The sequence below is a fragment of the Xinfangfangia pollutisoli genome, from assembly GCF_020179405.1.
Lineage (GTDB): Bacteria > Pseudomonadota > Alphaproteobacteria > Rhodobacterales > Rhodobacteraceae > Pseudogemmobacter > Pseudogemmobacter pollutisoli.
Window position 1 is genome coordinate 1 of the sequence record NZ_JAICBZ010000035.1, and the last position, 17051, is coordinate 17051.

Genomic DNA, 17051 nt, shown 5'->3' on the forward strand with positions numbered 1-17051 from the left:
GGTGGAGGGCGATCTGGCCGATCTGGCCCCCTGCGACGCGGTGCTGCTGGCGATGCCGATGCAGTCTCTGGCCGGGTTTCTGGCGGCCGAGGGCGGCCTGCTGCTGGACCGCGCGCTGATCGCCTGCTGCAAGGGCCTGGACCTGACCACGCTGGAAGGCCCGGCCGAGGTGATCGCGGCCGCCGGGGCGCGCGGCGAGTTGGCGGTGCTGACGGGCCCCAGCTTTGCCGCCGATATCGCCCGCGGCCTGCCCACGGCGCTGACGCTGGCCTGCGCCGGGCCGGGGGCCGAGGCGCTGCAGGCGCGGCTGTCGACGCCGGCGCTGCGGCTTTATCGCACGGCGGATGTGATCGGCGCGGAACTGGGCGGGGCGATGAAGAATGTCATCGCCATTGCGGCGGGGGTGGTCATCGGGGCCGGTCTGGGAGACAGTGCCCGCGCCGCGCTGGTGACGCGGGGCTATGCCGAGATGCTGCGGCTGGCCGAGGCGATGGGCGCGCGGGCCGAGACGCTGGCGGGACTGTCGGGACTGGGCGATCTGATCCTGACCTGCACCTCGGCGCAGTCGCGCAACTTTGCCCATGGTCTGGCGCTGGGGGCGGGGAAAGCGCCGCCCGCGGCAACGGTGGAAGGGGTGGCGACAGCCCGGGCCGCGGTGCGGCTGGGCCTGTCGAAAGGCGTTGAACTGCCGGTCGCGGCCATGGTGGCGCGACTGGTGCAAGGCGAAATCGGGGTGGCAGAGGCGGTGAAAGCGCTGATGACCCGCCCGCTGAAAGAGGAATGACCCATGCGCGTTGCGCTGATCTGTACCGACAAGCCCGGCCATCTGGACCTGCGCAAGGCCAATCGCGACGCGCATCTGGCCTATATCGCCGAGACCGGCGTGGTCGAGATGGCGGGTCCGTTCCTGGATGCCGAAGGCGGCATGTGCGGATCCTTGGTGGTGCTTGACGTGGCCGATCTGGCCGCCGCGCAGGCCTGGGCCGCGGGCGACCCCTATGCCAAGGCCGGGCTGTTCGACAAGGTCGAGATCCGGGAGTGGAAGAAGGTGGTCGGATGAGCCGCTGGCTGTTCAAATCCGAACCGAACGTCTGGGGCTGGGATCACCAACTGGCCAAGGGCGACGAAGGCGAGGAATGGCACGGCGTGCGCAACTATCAGGCCCGCAACAACATGCGGGCGATGAAGATCGGCGACCGCGGCTTCTTCTACCATTCGAACATCGGCAAAGAGATTGTCGGCGTGGTGGAGGTTTGCCGCGAAAGCACGCCCGACAGCACGACCGAGGATCCGCGCTGGGACTGCGTCTGGATCAAGGCGGTCGAACCGCTGAAGCGGCCGATCGGCCTTGACGAATGCAAGGTGACGCCGGGGCTGGAACAGATGGTGCTGGTGAACAACTCGCGCCTGTCGGTGCAGCCGGTCAGCGATGCCGAATGGGATATCATCTGCCGGCTGGGCGGGATCGAGCCCTGAGCCGAGGTCTGGGCCGAGTGCTGGGCGAAGTCCTGGGCCTACCCCCTGTGCAAGCGGCGGGCGCTGTTCCGCGCGCGCCCTGCGCGCAGCGTCAAGCCAAGGCGGCCGCAGGACGGCCGCGGGACGCGATCCGCGCCAGGTCTGCCGGGGTCTGGCTCGGGCGCTTCCTTCGGAGACTTCCTCCGGGGTCTGGCGCCTGTGCGGCAGGTATCGGGTCGGCGCGAAACGGAAATGGAGGGCCCTGCACCCCTACAGAACCCTCCATCCACCCCACATGCTCCCCTAGCACCGCATGTGTCAGAAAAAGGGTCCTGGGCGGTTCTGCCCTGTTGATCTGACCTTACACCCGTTCGCGGGGCGCAGGCAAAGCCGAAGCGCCGGGCATTTGACACGAATGGGACGGGTTCGGCCTTAATGCGGCCGGGACGGCGCGGTCGGGCCCAGAAGCCCGTAATGCGCGGCGCGGGCCACCGCCTGGGCACGGTTGCGCGCGCCCAGCTTGTGCATCACCGATTGCAGATGCATGACCACGGTCGACAGCGACCGGCCCAGCAGATGCGCAACCTGCTTGTCGGGATGGCCTTCGGCGCAAAGCCGCAGGCATTCCAGCTCGCGCGGGGTCAGGCGGACGGCGGTGGTCATCCGGTCCTCGGGGGTCAGATCCGCCAGGATCTCGTCCTGCAGCGCATGGGCCATCATCAGGAATTCGGCCATCAGCGGGCCCTGCAGCATCCGCGCGGGCGGGCGGGCGCGCCAGATGCCGGTGACGGTCGCCACCCCCTGGCCGCGGCTTTGCACCGACACGGTCACGCCGCGCGCCAGGCGATGATCGCAGAGATAGGTCGCGACCGGGCCCCTGCCCGCTTCGCTGCCCTGCAGGGCCGAGGGCTCTTCGGTGTGATACGACCAGTAGATCGGGCGGGTGCTGCGCAAGACCCGGTGCTGCACCGGGTCTTCCTGATACAGACCCGCGCGCCACAGCTGCGGCATGTCTGCCGGCATGTTGCGCAGCGCCAGGACCGAGGGCGTGATCAGCGCGCCTTCGGGGGTGAAGGGCACGGCGGCGAAATCGTAGATCACCGCCTCCATCCCGAAACGGTCGACGCTGCGATGCGCGGCGTCGATCTGGCGATCGAAGCGGCCTTGCCCGGTCTGGCGCGCGCCGCGGCCCTGGCTTTGCATGGCGCCCTCTGCGGAAATCCTGGCTGGACTCAGCGCATAGCTTGCCAGCCCCGTCAAGTTTGCCCCGCCCGCATGGCGCCGTCGCGGCCCGTCAAAAGCCGCGGACCAGGCGGGGCTGCCCGATCTGGCGGCGCTGCTGCCGCACCGGCAGGCGGCGACGGGTCTCGGCGATCAGATCGCTGTCGAGATCGACGATCAGCCCCTCGGGCGCATCGCCCGCCTCGGCCAGAATCTCGCCAAAGGGCGAGACGATCATCGAATGGCCATGCACCCGCACCCCGTCGCGCATGCCGCATTGCGCCGCCGCGACCACATAGGCGCCGCTTTCGATGGCGCGCGCCTTCAAGAGCGGCTCCCAATGCACGGGGCCGGTGACGGGCGAGAACGAGGCCGGGATCATAAGCACATCCGCCCCGGCCTGGACCAGCGCGTCGAAAAGATAGGGAAAGCGCAGGTCGTAGCAGATCGACAGGCCCAGCCGGAAGGCGCCCAGATCCACCACGACGGCGCTGTCGCCCGGCGCGACCGCGGCGGATTCGCGGAAATCCGCGCCATTGCCCAGGGCCACGTCGAAGGTGTGCAGCTTGTCATAGGTGGTGACGATCCGTCCGTCCGGCGCGATCAGATAGGCGCGGTTCCACACCCTGTCGCCGCTGTCCTGGCGGATCAGCAGCGATCCGGCATGCAGCCAGATCCCCAGCTCGGCCGCCAGCGCCCGGCACAGGGCAAGCGTGCTGTCTTCGGCCTCGACCCGGCAGGTGGCGGGATAATCCAGATTGTTGCGCAACAGGATATTCGCGGCCTCGGGCAGGCTGACCAGATGCGCGCCCGCCGCGGCAGCCTGGCGCACCAGCGTCTCGATCTGGCGATTGTTGGCCGCCACATCGGCGGTGGTGCAAAGTTGCAGGGCTGCGGTTTTCCAGATGGCCATCGGTCTTACTCCAGTCGGTCCAGAAAGCGGGCCACGGTCTGCATGTAAAGCGCGCGCTCCTCGACATGCGGCATATGGCTTGAGTTCTCGAAGATCACCCATTCCGCCCCGGGAATGCGCTCGGCAAAGGGGCGAACGGTGATCGGCTGCGCCTCGTCATGGCGGCCCGAGATCACCAGCGTCGGCGCCTGCACCTGCGGCAGCCGGTCGACCACCGACCAGTCGCGCAGGCTGCCGATGACGCGAAACTCGCTGGGCCCGTTCATCGTATGATAGACGGTCGGGTCGCGGTCGATCCAGTCGAAGGTGCGGGTCACCTCGTCCGGCCAGGGCAGTGCCCGGCAGACATGGCGTTCATAGAACAGGCGCGAGGCGTCCAGATAGGCGGGATTGCGGTAGTCGCCCGTCGCATCGCCCGCGTCCAGCGCCCGGGCTGCCTCGGCCGGCAGATCGCGGCGCAGCGCATTGCAGCCCTCGACCCAGGTCGCCATGGACGAGGGCGAATTGGCGATCACCAGCCCGTGCAGCCCCTTGGGCTGGCGCACCGCATGTTCGGCCCCCAGCATGCCGCCCCAGGACTGGCCCAGCAGGGCGTAGCGCCCGGCAATGCCCAGATGCGCCAGAAGCGCGTCCAGCTCGGCCAGGAACAGATCGACGGTCCAGAACCCGGCCGGCGCCTCGGGCCGGTGGGTCGAGCGGCCATTGCCGATCTGGTCGTAATGCACCACGGCGCGGCCGGTGGCGGCCAGATCGGTCAGGCTGTCGATATAGTCATGCGTGCAGCCCGGCCCACCATGCAGCGCGACCAGCGGCACCTTGCCCGAATGCAGATCGCCGGTGACGCGATACCAGGTCTGGCAATCGCCAAAGGGCGCATAGCCTTCGCGGTGGGTCGGGTCGGTCATTCTATCCTCCGGGCAGGTCACCGGATTATCTGCACGGGTGGCGGGCCCGCGGCTATCTGCAAGAAATTTCAGGGCAACTGTCACGGGCGGTGGTCAGGCGGCTGGCCAGCGCTTCGGCCATCAGCGCGTAATCCCAGCCCAGGCTGATCAGCCGGTAGCCCTGCGCCAGCCGCGCCGGCACCTCGGCGCCCGCGGCTGTTACCGCCGCCAGCACCCCATGCTTGCGGCACAGATCCAGCACATGCGCCTCGGCTTCGGGCGACAGATGCACGGGTTCCACCGCGCCCAGACCGGGGGTCGAGATGATTTCTTCGGCATGGGCGACGCCGGCCTCGGATTCGATCATCGCCACCAGCAGATATTCGCCGCGCGGGTTCAGCGGCCAAAGATCGCGGCGGTCGGGATCCAGCGTGTTCAGCCCGGCATAGGCAAAGCCTTCGACCCCGCGCATGGCCGAGAGGGCGCGGTCCAGATCGGCGCGGCTTTCGACGAAGGGCAGCCAGATGCCCATGGCGGGGCCCAGCTTCAGCACGGTCGCGATCTCTTGCCGCGGGTCCCAGCCGGCGCGGCCGGCGACCTTGACGATCACCGCGGGCGCCTGTCCGGGCGGCGCGAAAGGCGCCGAGACCGGGCCGAAACGGCGGGCGAAATCCTGCACCCCGGTCAGGAAGCCACGCAAAGCGGCAGGATCGGGGATCTCATGTTCCAGATCGGCGACGATGAAATCCACCCCGCTGGCGGCCAGAACCTTGGCCATGCGCGGCGCGGCCAGGGCGGCGGTCCAGACGCCGATGGCGGGGCGGCCCTGGTCCAGCAATGCGATCAGCGGGTTCATGCGGGGGGCGTCAGTCATGGCCGGGGGCCCTTTCGTTCAAGCTTTGCGCGGCCGCAACCGCCGCCCGCGCCGCATCGCGCAACAGCACGGTGTCGCAGGCCGAGGTCACCAGCCCATAGCCGCGCGCAAACAGCGCCGGCACGGCCTGCCCCGGCAGGGTCGGCCCGCACAGAAGCCGGCCCGAGGCGCGGATCAGCGCCTCGGCCCGCGCGATGGAATGGGCCAGATCGGGATGGGTCAGATCGCCGAACCGGCCGAAATCGGCACTCAGGTCCAGCGGGCCGATGAACAGCCCATCCATCCCCTCGACCGCGGCGATATCGGCAATCGCCTCAAGCCCCGCGCGGGATTCGATCGAACCGATCAGCAGCGTGCCCGCGCGCGCCCGGGCGACCGGATCGGGATCCAGCCCGAAACGCGCCGCGCGCGAGACGGTGAATTGCGCGCCGCGCCGGCCAAGCGGCGGGTAATGCGCGGCCTGAACCAGCGCCCGCGCCTCGTCGACGCCGCGCAGATCGGCGGCGATCAGACCGTCGAACCCGGCATCGAGAAGCGGCTTCACCTCGCCCGGGGTGACCGCGTTCAGCCGCGCCAGCACCGCGATGTCTGGATTGACCGAGCGGATCGCCCGCAGCGCCGCCAGCGCCGCATCGGGGCCCGCGGCGACATGTTCGCGATCGACGATCAGAAAATCATAGCCCGCCAGCGCCATGACCTCGGCCACTTCGGCCGAACCGAGAAACAGAAAGGCGCCATGCGCCGCGCGGCCGGCCAGCAGCCGCTGTCTGAAAGAGGAAGGCATGGTCCGATCCCGCTTATGGCATCAGGCAGGCTAGACCGGCGCCCGAAGCGCGGTCAGATGCAATTTCTTCTAGGTCTGCGCGGCGCGCCAGGCCGTCAGATGCGCGGCGATGCTGTCGCGCAGCGCCGTCTCGTCGCGCTGGCGCATGGCCTGAACGATGCGCAGATGGTCTTCGCCCGAGCGCTGCAGCTGCGCGGGGCCCGCCTGCCAGGCGCCGGGCAGATTGCGCTCGCGCAGCGTATGCACGAGATTGCGCATCGTCTCGTTCGGGCAGGGCTGCAAAAGCCTTCGGTGGAAGGCGTGATTGGCCTGCCGGATCTCGGCCCAGGGCCGCCCGTCCAGCGCCCGCATATAGGCCTGGGCGGCGGCCTCGATCTGGTCCAGATCCTCGGCCGTCGCATGCTGCATCGCCGCCAGGCTGGCCGGGATTTCCAGATTCAGCCGCACCTCGGTGATCTCGATCCGCTTCTCGACGCTGGGCTCCGAGATGCGGAAGCCCCGGTTCGGCACATGTTCCAGCACTTCGGCGATGGTCAGCTCGGCCAGAACCTGGCGCACCGCGAAACGCGGCATGTCGTAGCGGGCTTCCAGGTCGATCTGACGCAGCCATTCGCCGGGCCGGAACTGGCCCGCGCAAATGTCGTCATACAGCCTTTCCCGCAGCAGCACGCTGGCCTTTGGGGCAGCAGTCATCGGATCAATCCTTGCGGAAAACCAGAAGATCGGCCGCCGCGACCTGAATCCTGCCCGGCCCTTCGGTCATCGCCCGCTCTCCCTTGCGCCGCAGGCTCTGGCCGGCAAGGTCCAGCACCTGTTCGTACCCCTCGCCCAGATAGCTGACCGCCCCGGCCTGGACAATGATTTCATTGACCGGCCCCGGCCCGGCCACCGGCGCCAGCCCGATCCGTTCCGGCCGCAGCACCAGCGAAACCGGCCCCGCGCCGGTCAGGGGCAGCGGCGCATGGCCCAGGATCTCGGGCCCATTGGGCAGGCGGACGCGGGCCAACCCATCGTCGCCGACAGACAGAAGCTCGGCCTCCAGCAGATTGGCGCTGCCGACGAATTGCGCCGAGAACGGGTGCAGCGGCGTGCCGTAAATGTCTTCGGGCCGGCCCATCTGCACGATGCGGCCCTGTTTCATCACCACGATCCGGTCGGACATGGCCAGGGCCTCTTCCTGATCATGGGTGACATAGATCGTCGTCAGGCCAAGGCTGCGCTGGATGTCCTTCAGCCAGCTGCGGGCCTGCAGGCGCAATTGCGCATCCAGGTTGGACAGCGGCTCGTCCAGCAGAAGAAGCGGCGGCTTGAAGACGATGGCCCGGGCCAGGGCGACGCGCTGCTGCTGGCCGCCCGACAATTCGCCCGGATAGCGCCTGGCAAAGGCCGCAAGCCCCACCAGCTCCAGCGTTTCGGCCACCCGCGCCCGACGTTCGGCCGCGGGCACCCGGCGCAGCTCCAGCGGCATGGAAACGTTCTTTTCAACCGTCATATGCGGCCACAGCGCGTAGGATTGGAACACCACGCCGAAATTCCGCGCCTCGGGCGGCAGGCACAGGCCGGTCTCGGCATTGTAAAGGTCGCGGCCCTGAAAGGTGATCCGCCCGCCGCTGGGCACATCCAGCCCGGCAATCGCCGCCAGCGTGGTGGATTTCCCGCAGCCCGACGGGCCGAGAAGCGTCAGGAACTCGCCCTGCTCGACCGTCAGGTCGGTGCTGTCGAGTGCGACGAAATCGCCATAGGTCTTGCGCAGGCCGGTCAGGACCAGATCAGTCATAAAGCTTCACCCCCATCAGGATGCGCGCCGCGGTCAGGAAGACGGCGATGCCAAGGATTTGCAGGCTTGCGAAGGCAGCGGTGACGCCCACTTCGCCATTGGTCCAAAGCGTCAGCATCGACACGCCCATGACCTCAAGCCCCGGAGCCATCAGGAAAATCGCGATGACATAGGATTTCAGGTAGGACACGAAGAGCAGAACGAAACTGCCGGCCATGGCGGCGCGCAGCAAGGGCAGCATGACCCGGCGCATCGCGGCCAGCCAGTCGGCGCCGGAACTGCGGGCCGCCTTGTCCAGATCGGCGCTGATCTGCGCCACGGCGGGCTGGATGACGCCCAGGCCCAAAGGCAGCGCCGCCATCACATAGGCGATGACCAGGATCCACAGGCTGTCGCGCAGCCAGCCCATCGGCGGCAGCACGATGGCCGCGTAGAAAACGCCGATCCCGGTGATCATCCCCGGGATGACCCGGGGCGAATAGGCCAGCGCCTCAAGCGAGCCCTTCAGGCGGAAGTTCGACCTTTGCACCACCAGCGCGATCATCACCGCCAGAAGCGTGGCGATCACCGCCGCGGCGATGGACACGAAGAACGTGTTGCCGATCGACCGGACCAGCGTGGCATTGCCGAACAGCTGGCGGAAATTGTCCAGCGTCAGCACATGCCAGGGCGCGATCAGCGGCGACAGGAAACTGGTGAAGGCGCGCAGCACGATGCAGATCACCGGCACGATCACGCCCAAGGCCAGGAAGGCCCACATCGCCAGCGCCAGCGGCCAGCGCCAGGGCCCCAGCCGCAGCGGCGCCGTTCGCACGCCCTTGCCCTTCACCGTCTCGTAGCGGTGGCTGTGGCGCAGGATCAGCCGCTGCAGCATCAGCGTCGCCGCGACCAGCACGATCAGCAGCAACGAGGACGAGGCGATCAGCCCGTATTGCGGCGTCGAAGAGGCCACGCCCAGCATGTAAAGCTGGGTCGAGATCGTCTCGATCTTGGCCGGGCGGCCCAGGAACAGCGGGATCGACAGGGTCTCGACCGCGATGATCAGGTTCAGCGCGGCCGAAGTCACGATCGAGGGCAGCATCAGCGGCAGCGTCACCCGGCGCAGCACGGCAAAAGGCCCGGCGCCCACGGTGCGCGCGGCGGATTCCAGCGCCGGATCGACCGATTTCACCGCGCCATACAGGCAGTACAGATAGGCCAGCGGCGCCTGGCTGACGCCTGCGACCACCGCCATGCCCAGAACCGAATACAGCGTCCAGGGCGCGCCTCCGGCGATCTGGGTGGCGAATTGCGTCACCAGACCCGAGGGGCCATAGGCGATCAGCCAGCCCACGGCAAAGATCAGATGCGACAGGTACAAGGGCCACATCAGCACCCCGCCGATCAGGCTGCGCCCCGGCAGGTCGGTGCGGCCCAGCACGATGGCGGCGAAAATGCCGATGGCCTGGGCGATCACCACGGTCAGCGCGGCAAAGACCAGCGTGGTCAGCAGCGCGCGGCCAAAGGCCGGGCTTGTCAGAAGCGCGGTGATATTGCCGAAGCCATACTGCCAGCCGCTGTCGTAAAGCGGACGGTCGACAAAGACCTGCAACAGGATCGGCAGGGCCGGCGCCAGCATCAGCACCGCCGTCACCAGCCAGATCAGCCATTGCACCGCCTGAGACCGGCCGCCATCGGTGGCGCGAAGCGCGGAAGATGCTGCCATCTTTGACATCCTTGAAGGTTGGGCCCGCAGGGGCTGCGGGCGCGAAGAAGGGGCCGCGCGTCGGCCGGCGCGGCCCGGCGCCGGGGCGGGCGGGCCCGTTGACCGGGCCTCGTCCCGCCCTGCCGATCACATCTTGAAGGCCGCGGCCCAGCGGGCGGTGAAGCTGGCCTCATCGGCCAGCATGGCGCGGTCATAATCGATCAGGATCATGTTTTCCGCCCCGCCAATCGCCGCGATCACCTCATCCAGCGAATAGCGGGTCTCTCCCTCGGCGATCACGCCGGGGCGATAGGCGGTCAGGCCGCCTTCGGCGATCGCCTTCTGGCCGGCTTCGGACAGAAGGAAATCCAGAAAGACTTCGGCCGCGGCGGGGTGGCCGGCCTTGGCGGCGATGCCCATGCCGCGAAGGAAGACCGGCGTGCCGTCCTTGGGGAAGGTCCAGGAGATCATCTGGGCGGTGGCGCCGGTCAGCTTGGGGAACAGCGAGGCGCCCGAGACGAAGAAGGCCGAGGTCAGCTCGCCGGTCAGGGTCTTCTCGATCATGCCGCCCGCGCCGCCGCCGGGCCGGGTCAGCGGGCCCGCGGCCTCGAACCAGGTCCAGGCGGCATCGCCATGCTTGCGCACGAAAGCATAGTTGATCGACCCGCCAAAGGCATAGCGGCCGTCATAGCTGCCGACCTTGCCGTCGAAAACCTCGGGATGGGCGGTGATATTGGCGAAATAGCCTTCCATCGTATCGGCGCGCAGATCTTCGGGCACCAGAACCGTGTTGAAGATCGTCACCATCGGATCGGCCGAGAAGGTGTAGACGCCGGGCAATGCATGGCTCCAGCCCGGCAGATGGCCGGCCTCGACCGAGGTATAATCGGACAGCATCCCTTCGTCCGAGGCATGGATCCAGTCGACGACCGATCCTGCCACCATCAGATCGGCCGAGGCGATGCCGGTGGCGGTTTCGGCGCGGTAGCGCGAAAAGACCTCGGCCGGGCCCATTTCCAGGTTTTCAACCGTGATGCCGGGGAAGGCGGCCTCGAAAGCGGCGATCACCGGGCGCCAATTGTCATCGCCCATGTTGGAATAGATCAGCAGCGACCCCTCGGCGCGGGCGGCCTTTAGCTTGGCGGCGTAATCGGCGGGATAGCCCGCGGGCACCCCTTCGGCCAGGGCCGGGCCTGCGACCATCAAGGCCAGGGCAAGGGTGCGGATGAAGGCGTTCTGCATTATGGTCTCCTTCTTCTCTCTGTTGGATATAGATCGCCAAGCCAGCCGGCCATCACCGGCAAGGCAGCCTGGACATTGGGCAGCAGGTCATGACCTGCGCCGGGGATCTGGATCAGCGCCGCGGCGACGCCCTGATCGGCCAATGCGCGTTGCAACGCCTGGGCGCGGGCGATCCGGTCTGCCCCGGCGACGCCGGCCTGGGCCGAGAAATGGCGCTGCGAAGGGTCGCTGCGCAGGATGCCCGTGGCGCGATCCTCGGCGCCGATGGTCAGCAGCACCGGAATCGCCCGCAGCGATGGCAGATCGGGCGTGTAGCCGGTGGCGGCCTTGGCCCCGTCCAGACCCGGCCACCAGGGCAGATCGGCCCGCGGCAGGGTGACGGCGCCGGGCGCGGCGATCACCAGGCCTGACAGCTGCGCGGCGCGGAACAGCGCATAACGATGGGCGAATTGCGCCCCGCCGGAAAAGCCGAACAGCAGCGGCCGGCCCTGCACCGGGCCATGATCGGCCGCGAAGCCGGCGATCATCCCGTCCAGCAGCGCGACATAGTCGATCCCAGGTTCCGACAGGAACTTGTAGCCGTCGCCATATCCGGCCTCGGTCAGGCCTTCGGGGAACAGCGGCGCCAAGACATGCAGCGGCCGGGATTCCGCCAGGGGAAGGAAGGCGTCACGCGTGGCCAGATGGTCGCGATGCGAGCCATGAACGGCCAAGACCAGCGGCGCCGCCTGCCCCGGCGCGGCCGAAGACAGCCAGGCCAGGCCAAAGCGCGGATCCTGCGCCGCGCGGGTTTCACCCTGACGAAGGGAAAGCTGAAGCGTCACATCGCACCTTTATCGCACATATTGGCGCCAATTTTTGGTGACGAAAGCCCGCCCCTGTCAACCCGAATTCGGGCGCTGCGGGTTTGGGGCGCAAGGTCAGCCGCATCTGCCCCGACCGGGGCAGACCGAACGGCCCCCGGGCATGCGGCGTGCAAAACGCGAAAGGCGACCCCAGCCCAAGGCGGGATCGCCGGTTGCAGCGCGTATTCTGCCCAGAACTGCCGGTCCAAGCCGTCCCCCGATGGTCAATCCGCCAATCGGGTCAGGCTAGGGCATTATGCGGCAGCGGCCCAGCTGGTAGAAATTGCAGGGTCGGCCCTGCAGCGGCCCGCATGGGGCGCAGAGGCGGGGCGGGCCCGCCTGCGCCCCTGCGATCAGCTGTGGCGGATCTCGGTGCCCAGCACCTTCAGGCATTCGCGCATGAAGGCGGCCAGCCCGGTCCAGCCCTTGGCCGAGACCATCGTGCCGTCGACATAGGCCTCGTGCGGCTTGACGTCGATATAGGTGCCGCCCGCCAGGATCACCTCGGGCTCGCAGGCGCCCAGCGCCGCCACCTTCTTGCCGCGCACCACGCCATCGACCGCGATCAGGATCTGTACGCCGTGGCAGATGGTGAAGATCGGCTTCTTCGCCTCGTGGAAATGCCGCACCATCGCCTGGATGCGCTTGTCGGTGCGGATGTATTCCGGGCCCCGGCCGCCGGCGCAATAGACCGCGTCATACTCGTTCAGATCGACTTCCGAGAAGGTCTTGTTGATCTCGGCCAGATGGCCGAACCGCTCGATATAGGTCTGGTGACCCTCGAAATCATGCAGGCTGGTCTGGATCATCTCGCCCTTCTTCTTGTCGGGGCAGATCACATGGACGGTGTGGCCCACGGCCTCCATCCCCTGCTGGAAGACGTAGATTTCATACTCTTCGGTAAACTCGCCGCAGAGCATCAGGATTTTCTTGCCGGCCATTGGTTCCTCCTGTCGGCTTTCGGGAATGCCCCCGGCGCGGCCCTTCGGGCGCCGGGGGCGAAGGCTTAGAACGGGCTGTCGGGGAAGTAGAACTGCTCGGCATTCTCGGGCGTGATCAGCGGCGCATCCAGCTTGAACGAGCCGCGCATCGGCGCCTGGCCCGAGAACTGCGCCGCGGTCATGTAGATCGCCGACTTGATCATCGAGGGCGGATAGGGGGTCGAGATCGGGGTGACCGGATCGCCCGCCATCACCATCTCGATCACATCCTTCATCCCGTTGCCGCCGAGCGCATATTTGATCTCGGTCCGGCCCGATTGCTTGACCGCTTCCAGAACGCCCAGCAGCATGTCGTCATCATTGGCCCAGACCGCGTCGATCTGCGGGTATTTGGCCAGATAGTCCTGCATCAGGGTGAAGGCCTCGTCCTGGTTCCAGTTCGCATACTGGATGTCGAGGATTTCGATATTCGTGCCCTTGATCACATCGGTGAAGCCCTGGATGCGTTCATCGTCGATCACCGTCGGGATGCCGCGCAGCACCACGATCTTGCCTTCATTGCCCAGCTTCTCGGCCAGCCATTTCGCGGTATTGGCGCCCACGGCGATGTTGTCGCCCGCCACATACAGATCCTGAATCGCCGGATCGGTCAGGCCGCGGTCGACGACGGCGATGAACGTGCCGCCCTCTTTCACCGTCTGCACCGGCCCGGTCAGCTCTTCCGAGGTGAAGGGCAGGATCACCAGCGCATCCAGCTTCTGCGCCGCCGACAGGTCTTCCAGCGCCGAGACCTGCGCCTCGGCCGAGGGCGAGGTCTTCACGATCACGTCGATATTCGGGAAGGCCGCCTCGATTTCCTTTTCCGCCTGTTCGGCATGATAGACCACGCCGCCGGTCCAGCCATGGGTGGCGGCCGGGATCGACACGGCGATGATCTTCTTGTCCTGCGCCAAGGCGCCGGTCGCGGTCAGAGCGACAAGGCTTGCCGCCGTCAGAGCCCCAAGCGCCCGTCTGGTGATGATCGTCATTTCTCTTCTCCTCCTCGGTTGGAATTCTCCGCCCCTCCCGCTGGGCGGTTATCTGATGAAGCGATGGGCCAGCATGGCGAGGATGATGATCACCCCCTGCACCGCGGCCACGAGGTATTCGGACACCATGTTCGACAGGACCATCAGGTTGGCGATGACCTCCAGGATCAGGGCGCCGGCCACGGTGCCCCAGATCCGCGCCTTGCCGCCGCGCAGAAGCGTGCCGCCGATGACGACCGCAGTGATGACCTGCAATTCCCACAATTGGCCGGTGGTCGGGGTCGCTGCGCCCAGCCGGGGGATATAGCAGATCGCGGCGATGGCGACGCAAAGCCCCTGGATCACGAAGGCCAGCGTGCGCACCCGCGCCACCGAGACGCCGGAAAACCGCGCCACTTCGGAATTCGACCCGGCAGCCATGCAGCGGCGGCCGTATTTGGTGCGGTACAGAAGGAAGGCCCCCGCCAGCACCACGATCAGGGTGATCACCACCGGCAGCGGCACGCCCAGCACATTGCCGAAATAGACCGGCCGGTAGGGATCGCGCAGCGCCCGGTCGATCGGGATCGAGCCGCCGTCGGACATCCATGTGATCAGCGCCCGGAAGATGCCCATCGTGCCCAGCGTGGCGATGAAGGGCTCGATCTTGCCCAGGGTCACGATCAGCCCGTTGGCCAGTCCGCACAGCGCGCCGACGACAAGCCCGACCAGGGCGCCGGCAAAGATCGCATTGGCGCCCAGCGACGGCTCCAGCCGGTTCATGGTCAGGATCATGATCCCGGTCACGAAAGCCATCATCGAGCCGACCGACAGGTCAAGGCAGCCCGACGAGATCACGAAGGTCGCGCCCACGGCGATGATCGCGATGAAGGCCGAGCGGGTCACGACATTGGCGATGTTCGTGCCGGTCATGAAGCTGGAATTCATCACCACGCCGATCAGAACCACCAGCGCCAGTGCAAGGAATGGCCCTGCATCGGCCCAGCGGAAGCGGCGCGGCGCCTCAGCCCGGGCGATGTTGGTGGTGGTGCTTGTCATCAGGGTCTCCTCCCCCTTCTTCTGCAGGCGCGGCCGACTGGCCCTCGCCGCTGGTCGCCGCATAGACGACGCTGTGTTCGGAAATCTCGTCGCCGGTCAGCTCGGCGGTGATGCGCCCCCCGCGCATCACCAGCACCCGGTCGGACAGGCCCACCAGTTCGGGCAGTTCCGACGAGATGACGATCACCGCCTTTCCCGCCCGCACCAGCCGGTCGATGAAATCGTAGATCTGGCTCTTGTTGCCGATGTCGATGCCGCGGGTCGGCTCGTCGATGATCACCACCGACGGGTCGGTCAGCATCACCTTGGCCAGCAGCAGCTTCTGCTGGTTGCCGCCCGACAGCTGGCCCGCGTTCAGATCCAGCGCGCGGACGCGAATGTCATATTCGGCCACCGCCTGCTCCAGGGCCCGCAACTCGCCGCGCCGGTCCAGGGCCGGGCCGGGATGCAGGCTGTCCAGCGCCTGCAGCGTCAGGTTGGTGGCCAGGGATTCGTCCAGCAGCAGGCCTTTGCCCTTGCGGTCCTCGGTCAGATAGACCAGCCCCGCCGCCTGCCAGCCGCGCACTGTCCGGTCGCTGACCGGCTTGCCCGCCAGCGCAATCCGCGCCGCATGCGACGGGCGCAGGCCCATCAGCCCCTCGAACAGTTCCGTCCGGCCCGAGCCGATCATGCCGCCGATGCCCAGAACCTCGCCCGGGCGGACCGACAGGCTGGCCTCGACCGCGCCGTGATCGACGCTGAGCCCTTCGATCTGCAACAGCGGCTCGGCCGTGGCCGGGGGCCGCTTGTGCGGGTACAGCATGTCCAGCTCGCGCCCCACCATCAGCTCGGCCATGCGGCGCTGCGACAGGCCGGCGGCGGGCCAGGTGCCGATCTTGCGGCCGTCGCGCAGAACGGTGATCCGGTCGGCCAGCGCCTCGACCTCATCCAGCCGGTGCGAGATGTACAGAACCGCCACCCCCTGCGACCGCAGGCCCCGCACGACGTTCAAAAGCGCCGCGACCTCGTCATTGGCCAGAACCGCGGTCGGTTCGTCGAAGATCACCACCCGGCGCGGCTCCAGCAGGGCGCGGGCGATCTGCACCAGCTGCCGCTGCGCCAGCGGCAGGCCGCCCACCCGGTCGCGCGGATGGCAATGCGCCCCGATCGAGGCCAGAACCTCGGCCGTGCGCCGGTTCATCGCCCGGTCATCGACCATCGGCCCGCGGGTCAGCTCGCGACCCAGGAACAGGTTTTCGGCCACGGTCAGATCGGGGGCGAGCAGGATTTCCTGATGCACCAGCACCACGCCCGCCGCCTCGGCCGCAACCGCATCGGCAAAGGCCACCTGCTGGCCGGCCAGCGCGATCTGGCCTTCGGTCGGCGCGACATAGCCCGACAGAAGCTTCATCAGCGTCGACTTGCCGGCGCCATTCTCGCCGATGATGGCGTGAACCTCGCCCGGCAGGATGTCCAGCGTCACATCGGAAAGAACCGTGATCGCGCCATAGGTCTTGCCCAGCGCCTCGGCCTGCAAGGCCGGCACGACCAGGGCGGCGGGCGCCGCGGGCTGGGCCGGCGCGGAAGGCAGGATCGCGGCCATCGTCATTCGAAAGCCAGCATCAGCCGATCGCGCGAGCGCGAGATATGTTCGCGCATCGCCGTCTCGGCGGCGGCGGCATCGCCGGCGCGGAAGGCGGCCAGCAGGTTTTCGTGTTCTTCCAGCGCCTCTTGCGTGACGCGGGTGTGGAACATCAGCCGGAACAGATGCAGATGCACATGCTGGTCGGCCAGCGCATGGCGCACCACCGCATTGCCGGCGATCTTCAGGATCGCATCATGGAAATGCGCATCCGCCCGGGCAAAGCGCGAATAGCGGCTGGTGCGGTCGACCGGCGCCTCGCCATGGCCCATGTCGGCCGCCGCCTCTTCCAGCTGGCGCAGGCTGTCCGGCGTCAGGTTCAGCGTGGCCAGACGGGCGCATTCCGGCTCTAGCAGCAGGCGGAAGGCGAACAGGTCTTCGAATTCCTTGCGCGACAGCTGGGGCGAGGCGCTGTAGCCGATCAGATGCGCCTTGCGCACCAGCCCTTCGCGCTCCAGCCGCGACAGCGCCTCGCGCACCGGGGTTTGCGAGACGTTCAGGTCGCGGGCGATCACGTCGATCGGGATCCGCGCGCCGGGGGCGATTTCCAGCGACATGATGCGTTCGTAGATGCTGTCATAGACGCCATCCACCACGCTGGCCGGCCGCAGCGATGCTGCCCCACCTGCGCCCGTTTCGGCAACGATTCCCATTCTCACGCCCCGCCCTGACTGTGTGCAGCAGCCGTCTTGCTGCAAGCGGATGGTTTACAAACGTCCTATCAAATGTCAAATACAATATCGT

At 67.6% G+C, this 17051-nt stretch carries 18 protein-coding genes; 3 read left to right on the plus strand and 15 right to left on the minus strand.

Translation table 11 applies throughout. The annotated features are described in order from the left end of the window. The 3 genes from K1Y73_RS11735 to K1Y73_RS11745 form a co-directional block, all read left to right on the plus strand. Positions 1-784 (plus strand): NAD(P)H-dependent glycerol-3-phosphate dehydrogenase (locus tag K1Y73_RS11735; protein WP_225028484.1); only part of this gene is annotated, 784 nt, incomplete at its 5' end. Positions 785-787: 3 nt separating this feature from the next. After that, positions 788-1060, plus strand: coding sequence for a YciI family protein (locus K1Y73_RS11740; protein WP_225028485.1), 273 nt, complete (start codon positions 788-790; stop codon positions 1058-1060). Continuing rightward, positions 1057-1476, plus strand: coding sequence for an EVE domain-containing protein (locus tag K1Y73_RS11745; protein WP_225028486.1), 420 nt, complete (start codon positions 1057-1059; stop codon positions 1474-1476). Before K1Y73_RS11740 ends, K1Y73_RS11745 begins: the two co-directional genes overlap by 4 nt. Positions 1477-1887: 411 nt before the next feature. On the opposite strand, the gene K1Y73_RS11750 is transcribed toward K1Y73_RS11745, so the two are convergent. The 15 genes from K1Y73_RS11750 to K1Y73_RS11820 form a co-directional block, all read right to left on the minus strand. Then, complete coding sequence (locus tag K1Y73_RS11750; protein WP_225028487.1) at positions 1888-2658, minus strand: helix-turn-helix transcriptional regulator; 771 nt, start codon at positions 2656-2658, stop codon at positions 1888-1890. A 91-nt stretch (positions 2659-2749) separates the two neighbouring features. Then, the gene (locus K1Y73_RS11755; RefSeq protein ID WP_225028488.1) at positions 2750-3589 is read right to left on the minus strand and encodes a carbon-nitrogen hydrolase family protein; all 840 of its coding nucleotides are present in this window, start codon (positions 3587-3589) and stop codon (positions 2750-2752) included. A gap of 5 nt (positions 3590-3594) precedes the next feature. Continuing rightward, entirely contained in the window at positions 3595-4494 is a 900-nt protein-coding gene (locus K1Y73_RS11760) for a proline iminopeptidase-family hydrolase (protein ID WP_225028489.1), read from the minus strand. Between the two features lie 52 nt (positions 4495-4546). Continuing rightward, the gene (locus tag K1Y73_RS11765) at positions 4547-5347 is read right to left on the minus strand and encodes an aldolase/citrate lyase family protein (RefSeq protein WP_225028490.1); all 801 of its coding nucleotides are present in this window, start codon (positions 5345-5347) and stop codon (positions 4547-4549) included. Then, entirely contained in the window at positions 5340-6131 is a 792-nt protein-coding gene (locus K1Y73_RS11770) for an HpcH/HpaI aldolase family protein (RefSeq protein WP_225028491.1), read from the minus strand. The genes K1Y73_RS11765 and K1Y73_RS11770 overlap by 8 nt, the downstream gene beginning before the upstream one ends. A gap of 69 nt (positions 6132-6200) precedes the next feature. Then, entirely contained in the window at positions 6201-6824 is a 624-nt protein-coding gene (locus K1Y73_RS11775; protein ID WP_225028492.1) for a GntR family transcriptional regulator, read from the minus strand. A gap of 4 nt (positions 6825-6828) precedes the next feature. Beyond that, positions 6829-7908, minus strand: a complete 1080-nt coding sequence (locus K1Y73_RS11780; protein WP_225028493.1) for an ABC transporter ATP-binding protein — start codon at positions 7906-7908, stop codon at positions 6829-6831. Beyond that, positions 7901-9613 carry an ABC transporter permease gene (locus tag K1Y73_RS11785; RefSeq protein ID WP_225028494.1) on the minus strand — a complete coding sequence of 571 codons (1713 nt, stop codon included), beginning with the start codon at positions 9611-9613 and terminating at the stop codon, positions 7901-7903. The genes K1Y73_RS11780 and K1Y73_RS11785 overlap by 8 nt, the downstream gene beginning before the upstream one ends. Positions 9614-9739: 126 nt before the next feature. Next, positions 9740-10834 carry an ABC transporter substrate-binding protein gene (locus K1Y73_RS11790; RefSeq protein ID WP_225028495.1) on the minus strand — a complete coding sequence of 365 codons (1095 nt, stop codon included), beginning with the start codon at positions 10832-10834 and terminating at the stop codon, positions 9740-9742. Next, positions 10834-11658 (minus strand): alpha/beta fold hydrolase, encoded by an 825-nt coding sequence (locus K1Y73_RS11795; protein WP_225028496.1) that lies wholly within the window; start codon positions 11656-11658, stop codon positions 10834-10836. The genes K1Y73_RS11790 and K1Y73_RS11795 overlap by 1 nt, the downstream gene beginning before the upstream one ends. Before the next feature lie 374 nt (positions 11659-12032). After that, complete coding sequence (locus K1Y73_RS11800; RefSeq protein WP_225028497.1) at positions 12033-12620, minus strand: DJ-1/PfpI family protein; 588 nt, start codon at positions 12618-12620, stop codon at positions 12033-12035. A gap of 65 nt (positions 12621-12685) precedes the next feature. Further along, on the minus strand, positions 12686-13648 hold the full coding sequence (locus tag K1Y73_RS11805; RefSeq protein ID WP_225028498.1) for a substrate-binding domain-containing protein: 963 nt from the start codon (positions 13646-13648) through the stop codon (positions 12686-12688). A 48-nt stretch (positions 13649-13696) separates the two neighbouring features. Beyond that, positions 13697-14686 carry an ABC transporter permease gene (locus K1Y73_RS11810; RefSeq protein WP_225028499.1) on the minus strand — a complete coding sequence of 330 codons (990 nt, stop codon included), beginning with the start codon at positions 14684-14686 and terminating at the stop codon, positions 13697-13699. Further along, positions 14652-16268: a sugar ABC transporter ATP-binding protein gene (locus K1Y73_RS11815; RefSeq protein WP_225028520.1), complete on the minus strand. Its 1617-nt coding sequence runs from the start codon at positions 16266-16268 to the stop codon at positions 14652-14654. Before K1Y73_RS11815 ends, K1Y73_RS11810 begins: the two co-directional genes overlap by 35 nt. Before the next feature lie 2 nt (positions 16269-16270). After that, positions 16271-16960, minus strand: a complete 690-nt coding sequence (locus K1Y73_RS11820; RefSeq protein WP_225028500.1) for a GntR family transcriptional regulator — start codon at positions 16958-16960, stop codon at positions 16271-16273. Positions 16961-17051 lie beyond the last annotated feature (91 nt).

Bases quoted from the DNA above. Each gene is read 5' to 3' on its own strand.
- K1Y73_RS11805 (WP_225028498.1), bottom strand. From the start codon at position 13,648: ATGACGATCATCACCAGACGGGCGCTTGGGGCTCTGACGGCGGCAAGC.
- K1Y73_RS11810 (WP_225028499.1), bottom strand. From the start codon at position 14,686: ATGACAAGCACCACCACCAACATCGCCCGGGCTGAGGCGCCGCGCCGC.
- K1Y73_RS11770 (WP_225028491.1), bottom strand. From the start codon at position 6,131: ATGCCTTCCTCTTTCAGACAGCGGCTGCTGGCCGGCCGCGCGGCGCAT.
- K1Y73_RS11790 (WP_225028495.1), bottom strand. From the start codon at position 10,834: ATGCAGAACGCCTTCATCCGCACCCTTGCCCTGGCCTTGATGGTCGCA.
- K1Y73_RS11775 (WP_225028492.1), bottom strand. From the start codon at position 6,824: ATGACTGCTGCCCCAAAGGCCAGCGTGCTGCTGCGGGAAAGGCTGTAT.
- K1Y73_RS11820 (WP_225028500.1), bottom strand. From the start codon at position 16,960: ATGGGAATCGTTGCCGAAACGGGCGCAGGTGGGGCAGCATCGCTGCGG.
- K1Y73_RS11760 (WP_225028489.1), bottom strand. From the start codon at position 4,494: ATGACCGACCCGACCCACCGCGAAGGCTATGCGCCCTTTGGCGATTGC.
- K1Y73_RS11815 (WP_225028520.1), bottom strand. From the start codon at position 16,268: ATGGCCGCGATCCTGCCTTCCGCGCCGGCCCAGCCCGCGGCGCCCGCC.
- K1Y73_RS11765 (WP_225028490.1), bottom strand. From the start codon at position 5,347: ATGACTGACGCCCCCCGCATGAACCCGCTGATCGCATTGCTGGACCAG.
- K1Y73_RS11800 (WP_225028497.1), bottom strand. From the start codon at position 12,620: ATGGCCGGCAAGAAAATCCTGATGCTCTGCGGCGAGTTTACCGAAGAG.
- K1Y73_RS11755 (WP_225028488.1), bottom strand. From the start codon at position 3,589: ATGGCCATCTGGAAAACCGCAGCCCTGCAACTTTGCACCACCGCCGAT.
- K1Y73_RS11750 (WP_225028487.1), bottom strand. From the start codon at position 2,658: ATGCAAAGCCAGGGCCGCGGCGCGCGCCAGACCGGGCAAGGCCGCTTC.
- K1Y73_RS11740 (WP_225028485.1), top strand. From the start codon at position 788: ATGCGCGTTGCGCTGATCTGTACCGACAAGCCCGGCCATCTGGACCTG.
- K1Y73_RS11785 (WP_225028494.1), bottom strand. From the start codon at position 9,613: ATGGCAGCATCTTCCGCGCTTCGCGCCACCGATGGCGGCCGGTCTCAG.
- K1Y73_RS11780 (WP_225028493.1), bottom strand. From the start codon at position 7,908: ATGACTGATCTGGTCCTGACCGGCCTGCGCAAGACCTATGGCGATTTC.
- K1Y73_RS11745 (WP_225028486.1), top strand. From the start codon at position 1,057: ATGAGCCGCTGGCTGTTCAAATCCGAACCGAACGTCTGGGGCTGGGAT.